Origin of the sequence: Erythrobacter cryptus DSM 12079, from assembly GCF_000422985.1 — a bacterium.
Classification (GTDB): domain Bacteria; phylum Pseudomonadota; class Alphaproteobacteria; order Sphingomonadales; family Sphingomonadaceae; genus Erythrobacter; species Erythrobacter cryptus.
Map to the genome: position 1 here is coordinate 54,998 of NZ_AUHC01000002.1, position 19,714 is coordinate 74,711.

Sequence of the window (19,714 nt, forward strand, 5' to 3'; positions counted from 1 at the left end):
CCTCACAGCGGGCGGACACTCGGAAGCTGGCGGCGTCCCAGCAGCAATTCGCTGAGCGCCCAGACCAGCGCGTCGGCGCGGTCGGGGCTGCGGCCGGGGCCGGCATAGCCGCCCCCGGTGATGAGCCCGCACAATTGGTCTTCGAGCCGGGCAAACATGCCGACATGCCGCACCCGGCCCGCGGCGTAGAGCGCCGCCACCGGCTCGGCGCGTGCCAGCTTGCCGCGCGCGGCATGCACCAGCTTGACCGGCAAGGCATGATCCGCCGCGCGCAGCACGCTTTCGACCATCGCGCCGCCCTGATTGGCCTCGGCCACCACCCGATCGGCCTGCCAGGCCTGCGCCGCCTCGGCGACGGCCTTGGCCCAGGCGGCGGGCGGTGCGTCGCTGATCGAGCAATCGGCCAGCACACGTGCGATCCCGTCGGCGCCGAGCGCGGCCACGATGATCCCGCATTCATCCCCGCCGCTGCCTGCGGGCGGATCGACCGCGACCACCACCCGCAGCGGCTCGGGCACCTCGCCGTGCTCGCGCGCCGCCTCGAGCATGGCGCGGGTCCACAGGGCGCCCTCGATATCGTCGATGAGCTCGCCGCCGATTTCCTGGCGGGCGAGCGGGCTTCCGGCAAATTCGCTGGTGATCGCGGCGAGGAACCGAGCCGGCAGGTTGGCGGCATTGTCCTCGGTCGTGCCGCGGGTGATCACCACCTCGTCCGACACGCCAGCCTGCCCCACCAGCCGCCGCACCAGCGGGACAGCGCGCGGCGTGGTGGTCACCACGATCCGTGGGTCTTCCCCCAGCCTCAGGCCCAGCAGCAGATTGTCCCAGCAGCGCGTTGCCCGCTCATGCGCGAGCGGCCACTTGCCGACCTCGTCGCACCAGGCGTGGCTGTGCTGCGGGCCGCGCAGCGCCTCGGGCTCGGCGGCCGAGAACAGCTGCGCCTGCGCCCCGCCGGGAAAGGTGAGGCGGTGGAGCGAAGGCTGGTAGAGCGGCGCCTCGCCCGCAAGGCAGACGTGCAAGAGGCCGCTCTCGCCCTCGACCATCACCGCGCGCGCCTCGGCCAGCGAGGCGCCGACAATCGCGATCCGGGCATTGGGATCGCTGGCGGCGATCATCCGCACCCATTCGGCCCCGGCCCGGGTCTTGCCGAAGCCGCGCCCGGCCATGATCATCCACACCCGCCAGTCACCCGGCGGGGGAAGCTGCTCCTTGCGGGCCTGGAACTCCCACAGGAACGCCAGGTGGTCGCGTTCGGTCTGGCTGAGGCGGCGCAGCAGCTGCTGCCGCACGCGCGCCGCCTCGTCGGTCTGGTCTTCGAGCAGCGCGACCAGCGCGCTGGTCATTTGCCGTTTGCCTCGGCGGCAGCCTTCTCCCGGGCGATGCGTCGGCGGATGTCCTCGATCTTGCGGTCGATCGAGGCGCGCACCTCGGCGGCGCTGACATGGCGCACCGTCGCGCCGGCGCGCCCGGCGCTCTCGCGGTGGGCAGCGAGCAGGCGGATGGCATTGGCAAGGTCGAAGCGCTCCTCGCCTGACGTTTTGTTGTCGCCTTCGCGCAGGCGGCGCACCACCTCCATCTCGAGATGAAGATAGCCCTCGGCCAGCGCGGCCTGCCACTGGCGGGCGAATTCCGCATCCTCGCGCCGCACCTTGTAGGCGCGGCTGGGGCAGACCCCGGCCCTTGCGGCCGAGGCCGCAACATTCGAGGTCTCGGCGAGGTGATCGAGAAATTGCCGGCGCCAGTTGGTGCTGACGCGCGCGCACTCGCCATCCTTGAGATCGGGGCGGATGGCGACGCGCTTGCCCGGCGACTTGGGCATGGCGGGAACTCCTCGTGCGGCAACGACAAAAGGGCGGCTCCCCAGAGGGAGGGCCGCCCGCTGGCGAATCGCAATTTTCCGATGATGCCCCCTCTTAACCAAAGAGCGTGACGATGTCAAGAAAAATAACCAGATTGGTTACTGCGCGGAGGGCTTTTCAGCCCCGGGGCGGGTGACGCCTGAAACAAAATTGCCATTTTTCCATTGACGACAATCGGATTCGTGCGATTTTCTGGGTTCAGCCCTTTTCTTCATGTCGCTTGCGAGGAGAGCTGATGACGGATCGCGCGTTCCTGGCCCAGATGGCGGGCTACGGCCTGTCCACGGTGGAAATCCACTATTACATGCCCGACCATCGCAGCCTGCTGCAGCAATTCGTGATGCAACAATACGACGTGGCGCCGCATTTTCCGGAGCTTGACCGCTTCCTTGCCTTCTGGCGGCGCGAGATCGACGCCGTGCTCCATTCGGTGCGGGTCGCGCACAAGCACCTGATCGGCCCGCAGGAATGGCGGGCCGTGGACGGGATCATCTCGATCCATTGAGGCGCTGCGGGCCAGGGCCGCAACAGCTTCGGCTCAGATGATCCCGATCGCCTTGCCGGCACGGGCGAACATGCCGAGAATGGTAGTCACTTCCTCGGCTGAATGCTCGGCGCACAGCGAGCAGCGCAGCAGCGTCATGCCCGCCGGGGTTGCCGGGGGACGGGCGAGGTTGACGTAGAGGCCCTCCTTCAGCAGCGCCTCCCACATCATCGCGCCCTTTTCGAGATCGGGCATGATCACCGCGATGATCGCGCTCTGCGGGGTTTCGGTGCCGAGCTGGAAGCCCAGATCGCGCAACCCCTGGTGCAGCCTGCGGCTGTTCTCCCACAGATGCGCGCGCTTGTTGCCGCCATGCATCAGCTTGCGGATCGAAGCGGCGCTCGACGCCATCACGCTCGGCGGCAGGGCGGCGGTGAACACGTAAGGCCGGCACACCAGCCGCAGCACCTCGAACTTGGGGTGATTGGACACGCAAAAGCCGCCGACCGTGCCGACGCTCTTGGAGAAGGTGCCGATGATGAAATCGACCTCGTCGATCACCCCCTGCTCCTCGGCAACACCGCGGCCATGCGCGCCGATGAAGCCCATCGAATGGGCCTCGTCCACCAGCACCATCGCGCCGTGGCGCTTGGCGATCGCCACCATGTCCTTGAGCGGCGCGACATCGCCGAGCATCGAATAGACCCCTTCGAGCACCACCAGCTTGCCCGCGCCCTCGGGCACGCGCTTGAGCCGCTTTTCGAGCGCGTCCACATCATTGTGCTTGAAGGGCACCACCTCGGCATCGCCCATCTTGCAGCCATCCCAGATCGAGGCGTGGCTGTCGATGTCGAGGATGATGTAATCGCCCTTGCCCGCCAGCGTCGAGATCACCCCGAGATTGGCCTGGTAACCGGTGGAGAACACCATGGCGTGATCCATGGCATAGAATTCGCGCAGCGCCGCCTCGACATCGCGGTGATCGCGGAAGGTGCCGTTGAGCACGCGGCTGCCGGTGGTGCCCGCGCCGAAATCCTCCATCGCTGCCTTGCCCGCGGCGATCACATCGGGATCGAAGGTCATCCCCATGTAATTGTAGGTGCCAAGCAGGATGGTGTCGCGCCCGTTGCAGATGGCCCGGGTGGGCGAGAGCACCTTGTCCATCACCAGATTGAAGGGATCCTCCACCCCGGCGGCGAGCAGCGCCTCGCGGGTCTGGATGATGGGATCGAACTTGGCCAGCAGGTCAACCGGCGCGGGGGTGGGATTTTCGCTCATCGCGGTGGCCATGATCAGCCTTCCTGCAGCTTGTGGACCGCGGCCACCAACTGGCCCCAATTCTCGATCTCGGCCTGCTGGTTCATCGAGATGATGACATCGAAGGCATCCTCGATCTCGGCGACGAAATCCATCACCGTCAGGCTGTCGAACTCGAGATCGCCGGCAAAGGTGGTCGAATCCTCGATGGCGATGCCCTTCTTGTTGAAAGGCTGGATAAGCTCGCGGATGCGCGCGTCGACTTCGGCTGGGGTCATGCGAAAGGGTGCTTTCGTGGCTGGGGCCTGGCTGTGGGCGTGGCGTTGGTTGTGCGGCGCTTTGGCCTCATATACTACGCGTGCAAAGCGGCGGATGGGGCTGCTTGTCAAGTTTTCGGCGTGCCGGGGGGGCGCAAGGAGGTGGGTAATGGCCGATGCCGCTCGTCAGTCTCAGCCCGCAAAGGCGGCGCCGCCCGCGCCCGATGCGCCGCTTTCCCCCCACGGCGTCCACCTCATCCGCACCGCGCAATCGCTCACCCTGTCGCTTTCGCAGATGGCCGATGGCAAGGCCAATATCCTTATCGGCGCCACCTTCGTGGTGTTCTCGCTGGTGATCACTCAGGCCTTGTCCGCCGCGGTGCAGTGGTCGATGATCTGCCTTGCGGTCACAGCCTTTCTCTCCACCATCTTCGCGGTGCTGGCGATCACCCCGCCGATGCGCGCCAAGGCCGTGCCCGAGGAGCACAGGAACCTGCTGTTCTTCGGCCATTTCGCACTCATGGACGAGGAAGCCTGGACAAGGGCGATGCTGGCGCGCCTCCACGATGACGAGGCGCTCTATCGGGTGATGCTGCGCGATCTCTACCAGAACGGGATGGTGCTGCACCGGCGCAAGTATCGCTATCTTGCCTATGCCTACCACCTGTTCCTGGGCGGCCTTGGCCTTACCCTGCTGGTGTTCCTGCTGGAGAACCTGCTCTAGGCCCTCGGGGCTTGCCCCGTCCCCCTGGCCCCTGCGCTCGCCCTCAGGCCGCCAGCAATGCGCGCACCGCGCTCATGAAGGGGCTGATCGAGACCGGCTTGGAAAGGTATGCGGCCGCCCCTGCTGCGCGGATGCGTTCCTCATCGCCCTTGGCGGCAAAGGCGGTGACCGCCAGCACCGGGATCTTGCGCAGCACCCGGTCGCGCTTGGCCGCCTCGATGAGATCAACCCCGGAAACCCCGCCGAGCTGGATGTCCATGATGATGAGATCGGGCACCACCTGCCGCGCGGTGGAGAGCACCTTGTCGCCCTCGGCCACCGGTTCGACCTCGAAGCCATTGGCCTTGAGCACATCGCAGAACAATTTCCGGTTGAGGTCATTGTCCTCGACAACCATGATCCGCTTTGTCACATCGCGCCCCGCTCATGACCTAATTACCGACTAACCCGACAGGAAGGACACGGCAATCCCGCAAGGCCCCGCACAGCTTTCGGCAGACCCTGAGGCGCTGGCGCTGGCAGCGCTCGCCTGGGTGCTCGCCTGCGAGGAGCGTGCGGTGCGCTTCCTTGCGCTCACCGGGCTCGATCCGGCTCGGCTGCGCGCCGGGCTTGCCGATCGGGCGGTGCTGGCCGCGCCGCTCACCTTTCTTGCCGACCATGAACCCGATCTCCTGCGCGCGGCCGAGGCGCTTGCCGTCAGCCCCGAGGAACTGGTCGCCGCCAGGAACGCTCTCGACACATGACCCGCCCGCTCATCATCTCCGATTGCGACGAAGTGCTGCTGCACATGGTTGCCCCCTTCAAGCACTGGCTCGAGACCACCCAGGGCGTGGACTTCCACCTTGAAGGCCACAATTTTGCCCAGGCGCTGCGCTGGCAGGACAGCGGCGAGGTGCTTGCCCCGGCCGATATCTGGCGGATGCTCGGGCGCTTCTTCGATACCCAGATGGACACGCAGACGCCGATCGCCGGCGCGGTCGAGGGGATCAACACCCTTGCCGAGAAGGCCGACGTGGTGATCCTCACCAACCTGGTGGACGAGCGCCGCGACAAGCGCGCCGCGCAGCTTGCCGCGGTCGGCATCAATGCCCGGGTCTATACCAATCAGGGCCCCAAGGGTCCGGCGCTGCGGGCGATCCTGGCCGAATATGCCCCGAGCAAGGCGCTGTTCATCGACGATCTTGCCCAGCACCATGCCTCGGTGGCCGAGATCACGCCGCATGTCACCCGCCTGCACCTGTGCGGCGAGCCGATGATCGCCCATGCGATTGATTGTGCGCACAAGGCCGGCCATGCCCATTCGCGGATCGACCGCTGGGACGAGGCCCTGCCCTGGCTGCTCGAACGACTGGAGGATTGAGACATGACCATCGCCGCCAAGCTCGCCGAACTCGGCATCACCCTGCCCAAGCCCGCCGCGCCGGTCGCCAGCTATGTCCCGGTGGTGGTGCATGGCGGCGTGGCTTATGTCTCGGGCCAGATCGCCTTTGTCGATGGCGCGGTGATGACCGGCAAGCTGGGCGCCGATGTCAGCCTCGAGGAAGGTCAGCGCGCCGCGCGCGCCTGCGGGTTGATGATCCTTGCCCAGCTTGAGGCTGCAGGCCTGCTTGAACAGGTCGAGCGGGTGGTCAAGCTTGGCGCCTTCGTCTCCTCGACCCCGGATTTCTTCGATCACCCCAAGGTCGCCAATGGCGCATCGGATCTGATGGAGCAGGTCTTCGGCGGGGCCGGCCAGCACGCCCGCGCGGCGGTGGGCGTGGCGGCGCTGCCCCTCAATGCCGCGGTCGAGGTCGATGCGATTGTCGCGCTCAAGTCATGAGCGAGCGGCGCGCGCCTGCCTGGCTGACGCAGTGGGAATATGCCCATCGTGGGCTTCACGGCGAGGGCGTGCCGGAAAATTCGCGCGCCGCGGCCGAAGCGGCCATCGCGCGCGGCATGGGGATCGAATGCGATATCCAGATGAGCCGCGACAATGTGCCGATGGTGTTCCACGATTGGGAGCTTGACCGGCTGACCGGCGCGCGCGGCAAGGTTGCGGCCCGCAGCGCCGACGAATTGTGCGCGCTTGCCCTGATGGAGACCGGCCAGACGATCTGGCGGCTGGCTGACCTGCTCGCACTGGTGGCGGGCCGCGTGCCGATCCTCGTCGAGGTCAAGGCGCAGCCCCATCTCTCCTTGAGCGAGCCGTGCATGGCGATCAACCGGGTGCTGGCGGCCTATCAGGGCCCGCTTGCGGTGATGAGCTTTGATCTGCGCGTCGGTGAGTGGTTCGCCCGCCATGCCCCGGAGGCGGTGCGCGGGCTGGTCGTCACCGACACGCTCGATCACGGCTACAAGAGCGCCTGGCGCGCGCCCAAGGCGCTCGAGCGCAGTGTACCTGATTTTCTCGCCGCTGATGTGCGTGATCTTCCCAATGCGCTCGCCCAGCTGTGGCGCGAAAGCGGCCGCCCGCTGCTCACCTGGACGGTGCGCTCGCCCGACACCCGCGCGCGCGGGGCTGCCCACGCCGATGCCCTGATTGCCGAAGGAGCGGGCCTCGCGTGAGCGATGCGGCCTTGACCGTCCGGATCGCCCCATCGGTCGGCGCCTTTGGCCGCGCGGCGTGGAACGCGCTGGGCGGGAACGACAATCCCTTTGTCAGCCACGAATTCCTCACCGCGATGGAAGATTCGGGCTCTGTCGGGCCCGGCACCGGGTGGGAGCCTGCCCCCATTGCCATCACCGACGATAGCGGGCGCCTGCTGGCAGCCTTGCCCGCTTACGCCAAGGGGCACAGTCAGGGCGAATATGTGTTCGACCATTCCTGGGCCGATGCATGGCACCGGGCAGGGGGGCGCTATTACCCCAAGCTCCAGATCGCCGCGCCCTTCACCCCGGCGACGGGGCCGCGCCTGCTGCTCAGCGACCCGGCGCTTGCCCCGCACCTGCTCAAGGGCGCCGAGGCGGTGTGCCTCCAGAACGGGTTGTCGAGCGCCCATGCCACCTTCATTGACCCTGCCCAGCTTCCCCTGTTCGAGGCGGGCGGCTGGCTCTTGCGCGCCGATATCCAGTTCCACTGGTTCAACCGCGGCTATGCCAGCTTCGAGGACTTTCTCGGCGCGCTCTCCTCGAGAAAGCGCAAGGACCTGAGGAAGGAGCGCGCTGCGGCGGTGGGGGGCCTGACCATCCGTCATCTCACCGGGAGCGACATCACCGAGGCGCATTGGGACGCCTTCTGGGAGTTCTATCAGGACACGGGCAGCCGCAAATGGGGGAGGCCCTATCTCACCCGCGAGGCCTTCAGCCTGCTCGGCGCGCGGATGGGTGAGCGGATCGTGCTGATCCTCGCCTATGACGGGACCGAGCCGATTGCCGGCGCGCTCAACTTCCTCGGGCGCGATGCGCTTTACGGGCGCTATTGGGGCTGCACCCGGCAGGTGCGCTTCCTCCATTTCGAGCTGTGCTATTATCAGGCGATCGAGCTTGCCATCGCCCGGGGGCTAAAGCGGGTCGAGGCCGGGGCCCAGGGTGGGCACAAGCTCGCCCGCGGATATGAGCCGGTCAGGACCTGGTCGGCGCATTGGATCGCCGATCCCGGCTTTCGCGCGGCGGTGGCCGATTTTCTTGAACGCGAGCGCGCCGGGGTGGCGAGCGACCAGCTCACCCTCGATGCCCGCACGCCCTTCCGCAAGGGCTGATCAGGCCGCCCGCAGCCGTCCCTCGGCCAGCCATTGCCGGGCCCGGCGCTGGGCTTCGGCGATCTCGCGCGCGGTCATCTCGTCGGCGATCTCGGCGCGGCAGCGTGCGGCTTCCGCGTGACCGCGGGCGGCGGCAAGATTGAACCACTTGTGCGCCTCGATGAGATCGCACTCGGCCCCGTTGCTGCCGGTGGAAAAGGCAACGCCGAGGTTGAAGCAGGCTTCCGGCTCGCCCTCGGCCGCCTGCGCCAGCCAGGCGCCCAGCAGGCTCTCGCTCGCCGCGCCCCGCGCGCCTCTCGCGGCAATGGCAATGATCGTCATGGTCTTGTCCCCGTTCCTCACCCGGTCGCCCCCCGAGCGACCTTCCGTGGGGGCAGACTGCGGCGATCATGGTCAAGAAATGGTTAACGCCAGCCCGGGCGGGCTGGTGGCGCGCCCGATTGTGTGCTCACAAGCTGCCAAAGGCGCTTGTGCGGTTTGGGGGGCTTGCCTATAGGCGCCGCAGTGCTTCAACTTGCTGGGACCAAGTGAGCCAATGAAAAAATTGAGGCGGCAGGACGCACTGGTCAGCCCAGTGCCACACGGGATGAGGAAGCTTCATGCCATCTGCCGCGTCTGACGAGATCGACATCCTCGAGAAAGCCAAGCGCCTGATCGCTCCGGATTATGTGCCGAGCGAGGACGAGGAATACATGAACGAGCGCCAGCAGGCCTATTTCCGGATGCTGCTCACGGAATGGAAGCGCGCGATCCACTCGGCGGCTGGCCAGACGCTGCAATCGCTCCAGGACGGCCCGATCCGTGAGGCTGATCTGACCGACCGCGCCTCGAGCGAGACGGACTGGGGCATCGAACTGCGCACCCGCGATCGCCAGCGCAAGCTGATTGCCAAGATCGACGCAGCACTGCGGCGGCTCGATACCGGCGAATATGGCTATTGCGAGGTGACCGGCGATCCCATCGGCCTCAAACGCCTGATCGCGCGCCCGGTTGCCACCATGACGGTCGAGGCCCAGGAAGCCCACGAACGGCGCGAGAAGGTCTCGCGCGACGACTAGTCATCAACAGCTTTGCGCCCTTGTGTATCGGCTTGGGACGGGCTTGTTTTTGTGCGCTCGCGGCGGGGCGAAGCTTAACCACCTGTTTACTGCGAATGCGCCATCGTTGCGGGCGCGAGATTGGCGCAGCCGCGATGCGCCCCGGCGGGGTGCCACGCGCGGTTGTCGGTTGAGGAGACAATGCGGGCATGACCGGGGTCGATACACGCAGCGTTGCGCGCGACAGCCTGTTCCTGCTGGCTGACGTGCGGATCGAACAGGGCAGCGAGACCCATCGGGTGCGGGTGCGCAACCTGTCTGACGGCGGCATGATGGGCGAGGGCCAGATCAGGGTGCAACGCGGCAACCGGCTCACCATCGAATTGCGCAATATCGGCGCGGTGGGCGGCACGGTCGCCTGGGTGCAGGACAATCGCTTTGGCGTCGCCTTCGACGAGGAAATCGATTCGCAAAAGGCGCGTCGCCCGGTTCAGGCCAGCGACGAATCGGCGCTTGGCTTCTACGAGCGCTCGTGGGCGCATCGGGCGCCCAAGCCGCCCGAGCCGAGCCGCCTGCGCAAGATCTGATTCGCCCCCTCCCACTGCCTGCGCGCGCAAGCTGACCGGCGCGGTGCGACCTGCTAGGCAGGCGTGATGCGATTCTGGCTCTCCGTGCTTGCGCTCATCCTGCTCACCTCCTGCGGGGCCGCGGGACGCGATGGCCCGGTGGCGGTGGCGATCATCGGCACGCCTGGCAGCCTGTTCCAGCAGGGGGTGCGCCTGCCCTTTGCCGCGCAGCATTTGCGGGCGGCAACCAACGAGGGGCTGGTGAGCCTCGATGCCGCCGGGCAGGTGGTGCCCGCGATTGCCGAGCGCTGGATCGTCACCGACGATGGCATGAGCTACATCTTCCGCCTGCGCGACAGCACCTGGCCCGATGGCGAGGAGATCACCGCAATCGAAGCGCGGCGGCAGCTGCGTGAGGCGATTGCCCGCTTGCGGGGCACCGCCCTCGGGCTTGACCTTGCCAAGGTGCGCGAGGTGCGGGCGATGACCGGAAGGGTGATCGAGGTGCGGCTCAGCGCGCCGATGCCCGATTTCCTGCGGCTCTTGGCGCAGCCCGAACTGGGCTTTGTCAAGAACGGCAGCGGCGTCGGGCCGATGGTGATGTCGCGCGAGGAAGGCGCGGATCTCGCCCGGCTCACCGCACTCCCGCCCGAATCGCGCGGGCAGCCCGCGCGCGAGGACTGGGAGCAGATTGCCCGGCCCGTCACGGTGCAGGTGCTCGGCCCGGAGGCCGCGGTCAGCGCCTTTGGCCGCGGCGAGATCGATCTGGTGCTGGGCGGCAGCCTCACTGATTTTCCCCTGGCCGAGGTCGGCCCGCTCTCGCGCGGGACGATCCAGGCCGATCCCGCCCAGGGCCTGTTCGGGCTGATGGTGCGCCGCGAGGAGGGGCTGCTCGCCGATCCGGCCCGCCGCGAGGCGCTGTCGATGGCGATCGATCGGGCGGCGCTGATCCAGGGCTTCGGCATTTCCGGCTGGCGCGAAAGCAGCTGGATCGTGCCCCCCGATCTGTTTGCCGGCCGGCCCTATCCCGCTGATCGCTGGGATGGCATGTCGCTCGATGAACGCCGCCGCGTTGCCGCAGCCCGGGTGCGGGCCTGGCGCGCCGAGGGCGGGGGCGAGGCGGTGGTGCGGATCGCGCTGCCACGCGCGCCGGGCAGCGATCTGCTGCTGCGCCAGCTGGCCGAGGCCTGGGGCGCGATCGGGGTGACGGTGCGGCGGGTGGCGAGCGTCGCCGAGGCCGATCTAGAATTGCGCGACACGCTTGCCCGCTATGCCGCGCCGCGCTGGTATCTGAACCAGTTCAACTGCGCGCTCAGGGCCGGCCTGTGCTCGCGCGAGGCCGACGCGCTGGTGCGCCAGACCCTGACCGAGCCCGATCCCGCGCGGCGCGAGCGGCTGATGGCCGAGGCTCATGCCGCGCTGGTCAAGCGCGAGGCCTTCATCCCCCTCGGCGCGCCGGTGCGTTGGTCGCTGGTGCGCGGTTCGATCCGCAATTTCCAGCCCAACCCCTGGGGGATGCACCCCTTGTTCCCGCTCTCGCAGCCCCCCACATAAGGCGCATGACCATGACCACTGCCCGCCGCGACCCCGCCCGCGCGATCCTTGCCCAGCTGCCGACCGGCACCGATCCTGCCGCGGTGCGCATGCGGATCGAGGCGCTCGAGCGGCTGCTTGAACGCAGCCTGGTGATCCCCGGAATCAATCTGCCCATCGGGCTTGATGCGCTCATCGGGCTGGTGCCGGTGCTGGGGGAAATCCTTACCACCGCGATGGGCGCCTACCTCATCTGGGAGGCGCGCAATCTCGGGCTTTCGCGCTGGAAGCTTGCGCGGATGGGATTGAACGTGCTGTTCGACACCGCGCTTGGCGCGGTGCCGCTGGTGGGCGATGCGGCCGACGTGGTGTTCCGCTCGAACACCCGCAACCTCAGGCTGCTGCGCCGCCATATCGACCGCCACCATCCCAAGGCCCGGGTGATCGAGGCCTAGCTTGCAGCGCAGCCCATCGCGGCGCTAGGGCATGGGCGCATGACCATCGAAGCGCGCGCTCGCGAGTTCGACCTTGCCGATCCTCTGGCTGCGGCCCGAGCGCTGTTCCGCCTGCCCGATGGCGTGATCTATCTCGATGGAAATTCGCTCGGCGCCCTGCCGCGTGCCACTCCGCAGGTGCTGGCGCGGGTGGTGGAGGAGGAATGGGGAGAGGGGCTGATCGGTTCGTGGAACCGGGCCGGCTGGTTCGACATGGCGGCGCGGGTGGGGGCCAAGATCGCCCCGCTGATCGGCGCCGCGCCGCAGGAGGTGATCGCCTGCGATTCGACCAGCATCAACCTGTTCAAGCTGATCGCCGCAGCCTTGCAGCTGCGCCCGGGGCGCAAAGTGATCCTGTCAGAGCCGGGCAATTTCCCCACCGATCTTTACATGATCTCCGGGCTCGAGGCGCAGGGGCTGGCGCGGCGGCGGCTGGCTGCGCCCGAGCGTCTCGCCGAGGCCCTGGATGGCGATGTCGCGCTGCTGCTGCTCACCCATGTCCATTACAAGACCGGCGCCGTGCACGACATGGCCGCGCTCACCAAGGCCGCGCATGCGGCAGGGGCGCTGGTGCTGTGGGATCTGTCACACTCGGCCGGGGCGTTGCCGGTTGACCTCAACGCGGCGGGCGCCGATTTCGCGGTGGGGTGCGGCTACAAATATCTGTGCGGCGGCCCCGGCGCGCCGGCCTATGCCTTTGTTTCCGCGCGGCATCTGCCCCGGCTGTCCCAGCCGCTGACCGGCTGGTTCGGGCACGAGGCGCCTTTTGCCTTTGTCGATGACTATGCCCCGGCCCCGGGCATTGCCCGGCTGCTTGCCGGCACCCCGCCGATCCTCGGGCTTGCCGCGCTCGAGGTGGGGGTTGACCTGATCGCCAGCCTCGGCGTGGCGCGGCTTTACGCCAAGGCGCAGGCGCTTTCGCAATTCTTCCTTGAATGTCTGGAAGCGCTCGGGGTGGAGCTTGAACTTGCCAGCCCCGCCGATGCCGCGGCGCGCGGCAGCCATCTTGCCTTCCGCCACCGCGAGGCCCACGCCATCTGTCAGGCGCTTATCGCGCGCGGGGTGATCGGGGATTTTCGCGATCCTGATGTGCTGCGCCTGGGCTTTGCCCCGGCCTATCTGAGCTTTGCCGATATGGCCGCCGCGGCCCGGCACCTTGCCGAGGTGCTGGCGCGGGGGGAATGGCAGCGGCCCGAATTTCGCCGCCGCGCCGCCGTGACCTGACCGATCAGGCTTCCAGCTCGACGTCCCAATAGAGCCAGTCGCGCCAGGTTTCGTGCAGATAGTTGGGCGGGAACAGCCGCCCGGCCTGCTGCAATTGCCAGCTCGTTGGCCGGATCGGCGACTGCTGCGGCTGCATCCCGGCCTGGCGGGGGGTGCGCCCGCCCTTCTTCATGTTGCACGGGGCGCAGGCGGTGATGATGTTTTCCCAGGTGGTGCGCCCGCCCAGCCGCCGCGGGATCACGTGATCGAAGGTGAGATGTTCGCGGCTGCCGCAATACTGGCACTGGAAGCGATCGCGCAGGAACACGTTGAAGCGGGTGAAGGCGGGAAATTCGCTCTGCTTCACATATTGCCGGAGCGCGATCACGCTCGGGATCTTCATGTCGAGGCTGGGGGAGTGCACCTCGCGGTCATAGCTCGCGACGATATCCACCCGGTCGAGGAACACCGCCTTGATCGCCGTCTGCCACGGCCAGAGCGACAGCGGATAGTAGGAGAGAGGCGTATAATCAGCGTTGAGCACCAGGGCAGGGCAGGCCGAGAGATTGCGGCTCGGGTCTTCATCGACACCGCGAAAACGGGCCACCTTCTCGATCAGTTCGGCGTTGAACACGGTTCTGCGTTCCTCCCTGACTGGAGCGAACATGCCGTGCCAAGCTAAAGAGTCAAACCCGTGACAGCGGGGCTATCCACAGGGACGGCCTGTGGGCAGGCTGTGGATGGCGCAAGGAAATGTCCTGTGGCATCAGGAAGAATAATGCCCGATTGCGCTGCCCAGACCACCCGTTTCGCGCCCAGCCCCAATGGGCCCTTGCACCTCGGCCATGCGCTTGCGGCGATCATCGCGCATGACCTTGCGCGCGTGAGCGGGGGGCGATTCCTGCTGCGCATCGAGGATATCGACGGGCCGCGCGCGCGCGCGGAGCTTGCCGATGAATATCGCCGCGATCTTGAATGGCTGGGGCTCGAATGGGACGAGGTGCCCGCGCAATCGACCCGCCTTGCACACTATTCGGCAGCGGCCGATAGGCTGAAGGCGCTGGGGCTGCTTTACCCATGCACCTGCACCCGCAAACAGATCGAGGCGGCGGGTGCCAAGCCGGGTTCGGACGGGCTCATCTATCCCGGCACCTGCCGGCACCGCCCCCCTGATCCCGCGCGCCCGGCGGCCTTGCGGCTCGACAGCGCGCGGGCGCTGGCGCTGGCGGGGCCGCTGGTGTGGGAGGACGCGCTCGCCGGCCCGCAGGCGGTGGACCTGTCGGGCCTTGGCGATGTGGTGCTGGTGCGCAAGGATCTGCCGGCAAGCTATCACCTTGCGGTCACGCTCGATGATGCGGCCGACGGGGTGAGCCTGGTGACGCGCGGGGCCGATCTGTTTGCTGCGAGCCATGTCCACCGGCTGCTCCAGGCGCTGCTCGGCCTGCCGGTGCCGCGCTTGCACCACCACCGCCTGCTGACCGATGCGCGAGGAGAAAAGCTCGCCAAGCGCCGCGGTTCGCCCGCGCTTGCCGCCCGCCGCCTTGCCGGGGAGGACGGGCGCCGCCTTGCCGACGAATTGCGCCGCGCCCATTTGGCACTTGGAACCTGAAGCCCAAGCGTCCATTACAGGCCTTATGACATATGTGCTCGTGCCTCTGCTCATCATCCTCATGGGCCTTACCGCCTTCTCGCTGATCCGCGGGATCGTCGCCTTCCTCAGGACGACCAAGATCGATCTTGAAAGCGGCGAGGGCCAGACTGCCACCGAAATGCAACTGCTGCAGAACAAGGCGATGTTCGCGCGGATCAAGTATCAGGCGCTTGCCGTCGTGGTGGTGGCGATCCTGCTGGCGGTGACGCGCTGACCCGCAAGGCCCATGGTCAAGCTCAACCGCATCTACACCCGCACCGGGGATGACGGGACGACGGGACTTGTCGATGGCTCGCGCTGCCCCAAGCACGCCGCGCGCATCCACGCCGTGGGTCTGGTTGACGAGGCCAATAGCGCCATCGGCCTTGCCATTTGCGCGCTTGACGATGCGGGCCACAGGGCGCTGCTCACCCGGGTGCAGAACGATCTGTTCGATCTTGGCGCCGATCTGGCAACGCCGGGGGATGATTTTGCCCCGTCCGAAATGGTGCTGCGCATCGTTCCGGCCCAGCCGGCCTGGATCGAGGCGCAGATCGATGCGCTCAACGAGCGGCTCGAACCGCTCACCAGCTTCGTGCTGCCCGGCGGCAGCGAGGGTGCGGCGCGCGTCCATGTCGCCCGCGCCGCCACCCGTGCGGCGGAACGCGCGATGGTGGCACTGGCGGCCGAGGAAGCGGTCAATCCGGCCGCGCTTGCCTATATCAACCGGCTATCCGATCTGCTCTTTGTGCTGGCGCGCGTCGTCAACGAGGATGGCGCGCGCGATGTGAAGTGGGTTCCCGGCGCTAACCGCTAGCTTTTGCCCTGCACCATCGCTAGTGCGGCGCACCTGCTGCACTTGCGAAGGAGCCGCCTCATGCGCAACATCGCCGTCATCGGCGCCGGTCAGATGGGAACCGGCATTGCCCAGACCATCGCCGCCCATGGCATGGCCGTCATGCTCACCGATGTCGATCTGCCCCGCGCCGAAGCCGGCAAGGAGAAGATCGCGCAGGCGCTCGCCAAGCTGATGGGCCGCGGCAAGATCGAGGCCCACGAGGCTGAAAGCCTGCTTGCCCGCATCACCCCGGTTGCCGACTATGCCCCCTTCGCCGAGGCCGATCTCATCATCGAGGCGGCGACCGAGCGCGAGGAGATCAAGAACGCGATCTTCGAGAAGGCCGGCAAGGTGCTGGCCGCGCAAGCGATCATGGCCTCGAACACCTCGTCGATCCCGATCACCCGGATGGCCAACCATGCCCCCGATCCGGCGCGCTTCATCGGCCTGCATTTCTTCAACCCCGTGCCGGTGATGGGCCTCATCGAGGTGATCCCGGGGCTTGCTACCTCCAAGGACACCACCGATCGCGTCACCGCCTTTGCCCGGGGGCTGGGCAAGGAAGTGGTGCTGAGCCAGGACGAGCCTGGCTTTGTCGTCAACCGCATCCTTCTGCCGATGATCAATGAGGCGGTGTTCGTGCTCGGCCAGTCCACGGCCGGCATCGAGGATATCGACAAGGGCTGCCGGCTCGGCCTCAACCACCCCATGGGTCCGCTGCAACTGGCCGATTTCGTCGGGCTTGATACCTGCCTTGATATCATCAAGGTGCTCTACCAGACCACCGGCGACAGCAAGTATCGCCCGGCGCCCTTGCTGGTGAAATATGTCGAGGCCGGTTGGCTCGGGCGCAAGACCGGACGGGGCTTTTATGACTATTCGGGCGAGATTCCGGTGCCGACCCGCTGAGCGCGCGGCTTTGCTCTATGGCGCGACCGCCATGTCGGGATCGGTGTTGAGGGCGCTGGCCGGTTCGCTGTCGGAACTGATGGTGGCACCCGGGGCGAGCGGAGCGGTCATCGGGTTGCCGGGCGCGGCGGCGCGCGCAGGTGCCGTTGCTGCAGGAGCAGGGCTGGGCGGCACGTAGTCGCCGAAAACGCTTGGCGACGGGTCATCGCGCTGAGGCTGATCGCCCGCGCCTTGTGCTGCGGCATCAGCCCGCCCCTCGCTGGCGCCTGCTGCACCTTCAGCGGCAAGCCGGTCGGCCAGCCTGGGCAATACGCCGCCCTTGTCCGAAGGGCCCACCAGCGCGACTGCCCCCAAAATGGTCATGCCCGCAAAGGCGAGCGCAGCCTTGCTGTTTTCGAACAGGGTTCGCGACATGGGCGCAAGCCTAGCCGCTGCGTGGTTAAGGCTTGGTTGCCTCAGCTGCGCGCCGGGGGCAGGTTGCGCTTCCATTCATAGAGCAGATCGAGCGCCTCGCGCGGGCTCAGCGCGTCGAGATCGGTGGCGCGCAGCGCCGTGGCTAGCGCTTCTTCCGGAGTCTCGCGCGGGGCCTGCTGCGCGGCGGCGAACAGCGGCAGATCGCCCAGCCCGGCGGCGATCCCCCCGGTCGCCGCGCGGGTTTCCTCGAGCTTTGCGAGCACCTCGCGGGCGCGATCGACCACCGCCGGCGGCACTCCGGCAAGCCGCGCCACGGCCAGCCCATAGGAACGATCGGCCGGGCCGCTTGCCAGTTCGTGCAGCAGAACGAGATCGCCCTGCCACTCGCGCGCGCGCACGTGGTGGAGCGAGAGCGCCTCGCAGGTTTCAGCAAGGCGCGCCAGTTCATGGTAATGCGTGGCAAACAGGCAGCGGCAGCCGATCTGCGAATGCACCGCCTCGGCCACGGCCCAAGCCAGCGCCAGGCCATCATAGGTCGAGGTGCCGCGCCCGACCTCGTCAAGGATGACAAAGCTGCGCGCGCTTGCCTGGACAAGGATCGCCGCGGTCTCGACCATCTCGACCATGAAGGTCGAACGCCCGCGCGCGAGATTGTCGGCCGCGCCGACCCGGCTGAACAGGCGATCGACCAGCCCGATGCGCGCCGCTGATGCCGGGACAAAGCTGCCCGCCTGAGCCAACAGCACGATCAGCGCGTTCTGCCGCAGGAAGGTCGATTTGCCGCCCATGTTGGGCCCGCCGATCAGCCACAGCCGATCCTCGGCATCGAGCCGGCAATCATTGGCCACAAAGCGCGCGCCGCTGCGCGCAAGGGCTGCTTCGACCACCGGATGGCGCCCGGCGGTGATCGCGAGTTCGACCTCCTCGGTGATCTCGGGGCGGCACCAGTCACCCTCGGCGGCCCGCTCGGCCAGCGCCGCGCCCACATCGAGCCGGGCGAGCGCGGCGGCGGTGGCGGCAATCGCTTCGCGCGCGGCCGAGATCTCAGCCACCAGCGCGGCAAAATGGGCCTCCTCGGCGGCGAGCGCATGGCCCCCCGCCTCGGCGATGCGCGTTGCTTCCTCGTGCAGGGTGAGCGAGTTGAAGCGCACCACATCCTTCATCGTCTGGCGATGGGCAAAGCCGCTGCCCTCGGCCATCAGCCGATCGGCATGGCGCGCGGGCACCTCGATGAAATAGCCTAGCACCCCGTTGTGGCGGATCTTGAGCGCACCGATCCCGGTTTCGGCACGATAGCGCGCTTCCATCGCCGCAATGGCGCGGCGGGCATCGCCGGCAATCGCGCGCAGCTCGTCAAGCGCCGGATCATAGCCATCGGCGATGAAGCCCCCGCCAGCGCGCTCGGTCGGCGGCGTGGGCACCAGCGCCCGGGCGAGGTGATCGGCAAGCGCGCCGTGCCCGGCCAGCTGCGCGATCACCTCGTCGAGCAGCGCGGGGCGATCGGGCGCGTCCTTGAGCCAGTGGTGGAGCCGCCCCGCTTCGGCAAGCCCATCGCGCAGCTGGCCAAGATCGCGCGGCGATCCCCGCCCGGCCACCACCCGGCCCAGCGCCCGCGCCAGATCGGGGATCGCGCGCAGCGCCTCGCGCAGCTGCGCGCGCTCGATCGGGCGGTCACGCCAGAACTGCACCAGGGCAAGGCGCGCCTCGATCGCCGACCGATCGGTGAGCGGGGCGGACAGGTCCTCGGCCAAAAGCCGCGATCCCGCGCCGGTGACGCAGCGATCAACCGAAGCAATCAGGCTGCCCGCGCGCCCGCCGGTGGAAGCCTCGAGGATCTCGAGGCTCGCCCTGGTGGCCGCGTCCATCGCCATCACCGCGCCGCTCTCGCGCCGCACCGGGGGCAGGAGCAGCGGCAGGGTGCCGCGCCCGACATGTTCGAGATAGGCGATGAGGCCGCCGGCAGCGGCGAGCATCGGCCGGGTGAAGGCGCCAAAGCCATCGAGCGTCGCCACCCCGTGGATGGCCTTGAGCCGCTCTTCCCCCGCTTCGCTGGCAAAGGTGGCGCGGGGGCGCATGATCGCCTCGTCTGGCCCGTGCGGCCAGTCCTCGCCCACCACCACCTCGCTCGGGCCAAGCCGCGCCAGCGCGGCCCCAAGCGCCTCGGGCGCACATTCCTCGAGGCTCATCGCCCCGGTCGAGACATCGCAGGCGGCAATGCCGATCACCCCGCGCAGCTCGGCAAGCGCAACCAGCACATTCGCCCGGCGCGGCTCGAGCAGGGCCTCCTCGGTCAGCGTGCCCGCGGTCACCAACCGCACGATCGCGCGGCGCACCAGCACCTTGGACGAGGGCAGCCCTTCGCGCCTGGCGCGGGCCTTGGCCTCGTCAGGGGTTTCGACCTGTTCGGCAATCGCCACGCGGTGGCCGGCCTTGATCAGCCGGGCAAGATAGTTCTCGGCCGAATGCACCGGCACGCCGCACATCGGGATCGGTGCGCCGCCGTGCTCCCCGCGGGTGGTGAGCGCGATATCGAGCACTGCGGCGGCCACCTTGGCATCCTCGAAGAACAGCTCGAAGAAATCGCCCATGCGGTAGAACAGCAGCGCATCGCCCGCCTCTGCGCGCAGCGCCAGATACTGCGCCATCATCGGCGTGGGCTTGGCGGAAAGCAGAGGATCGAGCAGCGCGGCCATGACGCTGGCCTAGCCCTTCGCGCACGATTCGGAAAATGCCTGCCCCTGGGGCTTTCCCCGGGAGCCGTGCGTGATTTATCGCCTATCGCATCGCCGCGCGCGGCGCTAAGCGGGGCGGGGCAATCGCCAGGCCGACAAG

General features: G+C 68.0%; 25 protein-coding genes. 16 read left to right on the forward strand and 9 right to left on the reverse strand.

Annotated elements, in window-relative coordinates; genetic code table 11:
- Window positions 1-2 precede the first annotated feature (2 nt).
- On the reverse strand, window positions 3-1,343 hold the full coding sequence (locus tag G524_RS0103150) for a DNA-packaging protein (RefSeq protein ID WP_027442407.1): 1,341 nt from the start codon (window positions 1,341-1,343) through the stop codon (window positions 3-5).
- Window positions 1,340-1,819 carry a hypothetical protein gene (locus G524_RS14810; RefSeq protein WP_036857288.1) on the reverse strand — a complete coding sequence of 160 codons (480 nt, stop codon included), beginning with the start codon at window positions 1,817-1,819 and terminating at the stop codon, window positions 1,340-1,342. The genes G524_RS0103150 and G524_RS14810 overlap by 4 nt, the downstream gene beginning before the upstream one ends.
- Window positions 1,820-2,094: 275 nt before the next feature.
- Between G524_RS14810 and G524_RS0103160 the strand changes: the two genes are divergently transcribed.
- Window positions 2,095-2,364 carry an usg protein gene (locus tag G524_RS0103160; RefSeq protein ID WP_027442408.1) on the forward strand — a complete coding sequence of 90 codons (270 nt, stop codon included), beginning with the start codon at window positions 2,095-2,097 and terminating at the stop codon, window positions 2,362-2,364.
- A gap of 33 nt (window positions 2,365-2,397) precedes the next feature.
- Here G524_RS0103160 and spt read toward each other — a convergent pair whose 3' ends face one another.
- Window positions 2,398-3,633: a serine palmitoyltransferase gene (gene spt / locus G524_RS0103165; RefSeq protein WP_027442409.1), complete on the reverse strand. Its 1,236-nt coding sequence runs from the start codon at window positions 3,631-3,633 to the stop codon at window positions 2,398-2,400.
- Between the two features lie 2 nt (window positions 3,634-3,635).
- Window positions 3,636-3,878, reverse strand: a complete 243-nt coding sequence (locus tag G524_RS0103170; RefSeq protein WP_027442410.1) for an acyl carrier protein — start codon at window positions 3,876-3,878, stop codon at window positions 3,636-3,638.
- A gap of 148 nt (window positions 3,879-4,026) precedes the next feature.
- Between G524_RS0103170 and G524_RS0103175 the strand changes: the two genes are divergently transcribed.
- Complete coding sequence (locus tag G524_RS0103175) at window positions 4,027-4,581, forward strand: Pycsar system effector family protein (RefSeq protein WP_027442411.1); 555 nt, start codon at window positions 4,027-4,029, stop codon at window positions 4,579-4,581.
- A gap of 43 nt (window positions 4,582-4,624) precedes the next feature.
- Here G524_RS0103175 and G524_RS0103180 read toward each other — a convergent pair whose 3' ends face one another.
- Window positions 4,625-4,978: a response regulator gene (locus tag G524_RS0103180; protein WP_281170483.1), complete on the reverse strand. Its 354-nt coding sequence runs from the start codon at window positions 4,976-4,978 to the stop codon at window positions 4,625-4,627.
- 70 nt (window positions 4,979-5,048) lie between these two features.
- Here G524_RS0103180 and G524_RS14815 point away from each other — a divergent pair, with 70 nt between their 5' ends.
- From G524_RS14815 to G524_RS0103205, 5 genes are read left to right on the forward strand one after another with little or no spacing between them, the layout of a single operon-like run.
- Window positions 5,049-5,324, forward strand: a complete 276-nt coding sequence (locus G524_RS14815) for a DUF3572 family protein (RefSeq protein WP_036857291.1) — start codon at window positions 5,049-5,051, stop codon at window positions 5,322-5,324.
- Window positions 5,321-5,941, forward strand: a complete 621-nt coding sequence (locus G524_RS0103190) for an HAD family hydrolase (RefSeq protein ID WP_027442414.1) — start codon at window positions 5,321-5,323, stop codon at window positions 5,939-5,941. The genes G524_RS14815 and G524_RS0103190 overlap by 4 nt, the downstream gene beginning before the upstream one ends.
- 3 nt (window positions 5,942-5,944) lie before the next feature.
- The gene (locus tag G524_RS0103195) at window positions 5,945-6,400 is read left to right on the forward strand and encodes a RidA family protein (protein ID WP_027442415.1); all 456 of its coding nucleotides are present in this window, start codon (window positions 5,945-5,947) and stop codon (window positions 6,398-6,400) included.
- The gene (locus tag G524_RS0103200) at window positions 6,397-7,125 is read left to right on the forward strand and encodes a glycerophosphodiester phosphodiesterase family protein (protein WP_027442416.1); all 729 of its coding nucleotides are present in this window, start codon (window positions 6,397-6,399) and stop codon (window positions 7,123-7,125) included. The genes G524_RS0103195 and G524_RS0103200 overlap by 4 nt, the downstream gene beginning before the upstream one ends.
- Window positions 7,122-8,258, forward strand: a complete 1,137-nt coding sequence (locus G524_RS0103205; RefSeq protein ID WP_027442417.1) for a GNAT family N-acetyltransferase — start codon at window positions 7,122-7,124, stop codon at window positions 8,256-8,258. The genes G524_RS0103200 and G524_RS0103205 overlap by 4 nt, the downstream gene beginning before the upstream one ends.
- Here the strand turns inward: G524_RS0103205 and G524_RS0103210 are convergent, their stop codons facing one another.
- Complete coding sequence (locus G524_RS0103210; protein WP_051220874.1) at window positions 8,259-8,579, reverse strand: hypothetical protein; 321 nt, start codon at window positions 8,577-8,579, stop codon at window positions 8,259-8,261.
- Window positions 8,580-8,857: 278 nt separating this feature from the next.
- On the opposite strand from G524_RS0103210, the gene dksA reads away from it, so the two are divergent.
- The 5 genes from dksA (at window position 8,858) to kynU (ending at window position 13,112) form a co-directional block, all read left to right on the forward strand.
- Window positions 8,858-9,316, forward strand: coding sequence for an RNA polymerase-binding protein DksA (dksA, locus tag G524_RS0103215; RefSeq protein WP_027442419.1), 459 nt, complete (start codon window positions 8,858-8,860; stop codon window positions 9,314-9,316).
- A gap of 188 nt (window positions 9,317-9,504) precedes the next feature.
- Entirely contained in the window at window positions 9,505-9,882 is a 378-nt protein-coding gene (locus G524_RS0103220) for a PilZ domain-containing protein (protein ID WP_027442420.1), read from the forward strand.
- A 66-nt stretch (window positions 9,883-9,948) separates the two neighbouring features.
- On the forward strand, window positions 9,949-11,415 hold the full coding sequence (locus tag G524_RS0103225; protein WP_027442421.1) for an ABC transporter substrate-binding protein: 1,467 nt from the start codon (window positions 9,949-9,951) through the stop codon (window positions 11,413-11,415).
- Between the two features lie 11 nt (window positions 11,416-11,426).
- Entirely contained in the window at window positions 11,427-11,849 is a 423-nt protein-coding gene (locus tag G524_RS0103230; RefSeq protein WP_027442422.1) for a DUF4112 domain-containing protein, read from the forward strand.
- Window positions 11,850-11,888: 39 nt separating this feature from the next.
- Complete coding sequence (gene kynU, locus G524_RS0103235) at window positions 11,889-13,112, forward strand: kynureninase (protein ID WP_027442423.1); 1,224 nt, start codon at window positions 11,889-11,891, stop codon at window positions 13,110-13,112.
- Window positions 13,113-13,116: 4 nt separating this feature from the next.
- On the opposite strand, the gene G524_RS0103240 is transcribed toward kynU, so the two are convergent.
- Window positions 13,117-13,725 carry an HNH endonuclease gene (locus G524_RS0103240; protein ID WP_027442424.1) on the reverse strand — a complete coding sequence of 203 codons (609 nt, stop codon included), beginning with the start codon at window positions 13,723-13,725 and terminating at the stop codon, window positions 13,117-13,119.
- A gap of 144 nt (window positions 13,726-13,869) precedes the next feature.
- Between G524_RS0103240 and gluQRS the strand changes: the two genes are divergently transcribed.
- The 4 genes from gluQRS to G524_RS0103260 are packed head-to-tail and all read left to right on the forward strand — an operon-like array spanning window position 13,870 to window position 16,468.
- Entirely contained in the window at window positions 13,870-14,700 is an 831-nt protein-coding gene (gene gluQRS, locus G524_RS0103245; RefSeq protein ID WP_027442425.1) for a tRNA glutamyl-Q(34) synthetase GluQRS, read from the forward strand.
- A 25-nt stretch (window positions 14,701-14,725) separates the two neighbouring features.
- Complete coding sequence (locus tag G524_RS0103250) at window positions 14,726-14,956, forward strand: HIG1 domain-containing protein (protein ID WP_027442426.1); 231 nt, start codon at window positions 14,726-14,728, stop codon at window positions 14,954-14,956.
- Between the two features lie 12 nt (window positions 14,957-14,968).
- Window positions 14,969-15,538 carry a cob(I)yrinic acid a,c-diamide adenosyltransferase gene (locus G524_RS0103255; RefSeq protein WP_027442427.1) on the forward strand — a complete coding sequence of 190 codons (570 nt, stop codon included), beginning with the start codon at window positions 14,969-14,971 and terminating at the stop codon, window positions 15,536-15,538.
- A gap of 60 nt (window positions 15,539-15,598) precedes the next feature.
- Window positions 15,599-16,468, forward strand: coding sequence for a 3-hydroxyacyl-CoA dehydrogenase family protein (locus tag G524_RS0103260; RefSeq protein ID WP_027442428.1), 870 nt, complete (start codon window positions 15,599-15,601; stop codon window positions 16,466-16,468).
- Between the two features lie 15 nt (window positions 16,469-16,483).
- On the opposite strand, the gene G524_RS0103265 is transcribed toward G524_RS0103260, so the two are convergent.
- Window positions 16,484-16,882 (reverse strand): hypothetical protein, encoded by a 399-nt coding sequence (locus G524_RS0103265; protein WP_027442429.1) that lies wholly within the window; start codon window positions 16,880-16,882, stop codon window positions 16,484-16,486.
- A gap of 41 nt (window positions 16,883-16,923) precedes the next feature.
- A complete protein-coding gene (mutS, locus tag G524_RS0103270; RefSeq protein WP_027442430.1) occupies window positions 16,924-19,575 on the reverse strand; it encodes a DNA mismatch repair protein MutS in 2,652 nt (883 codons plus the stop codon).
- Window positions 19,576-19,714: the final 139 nt, after the last annotated feature.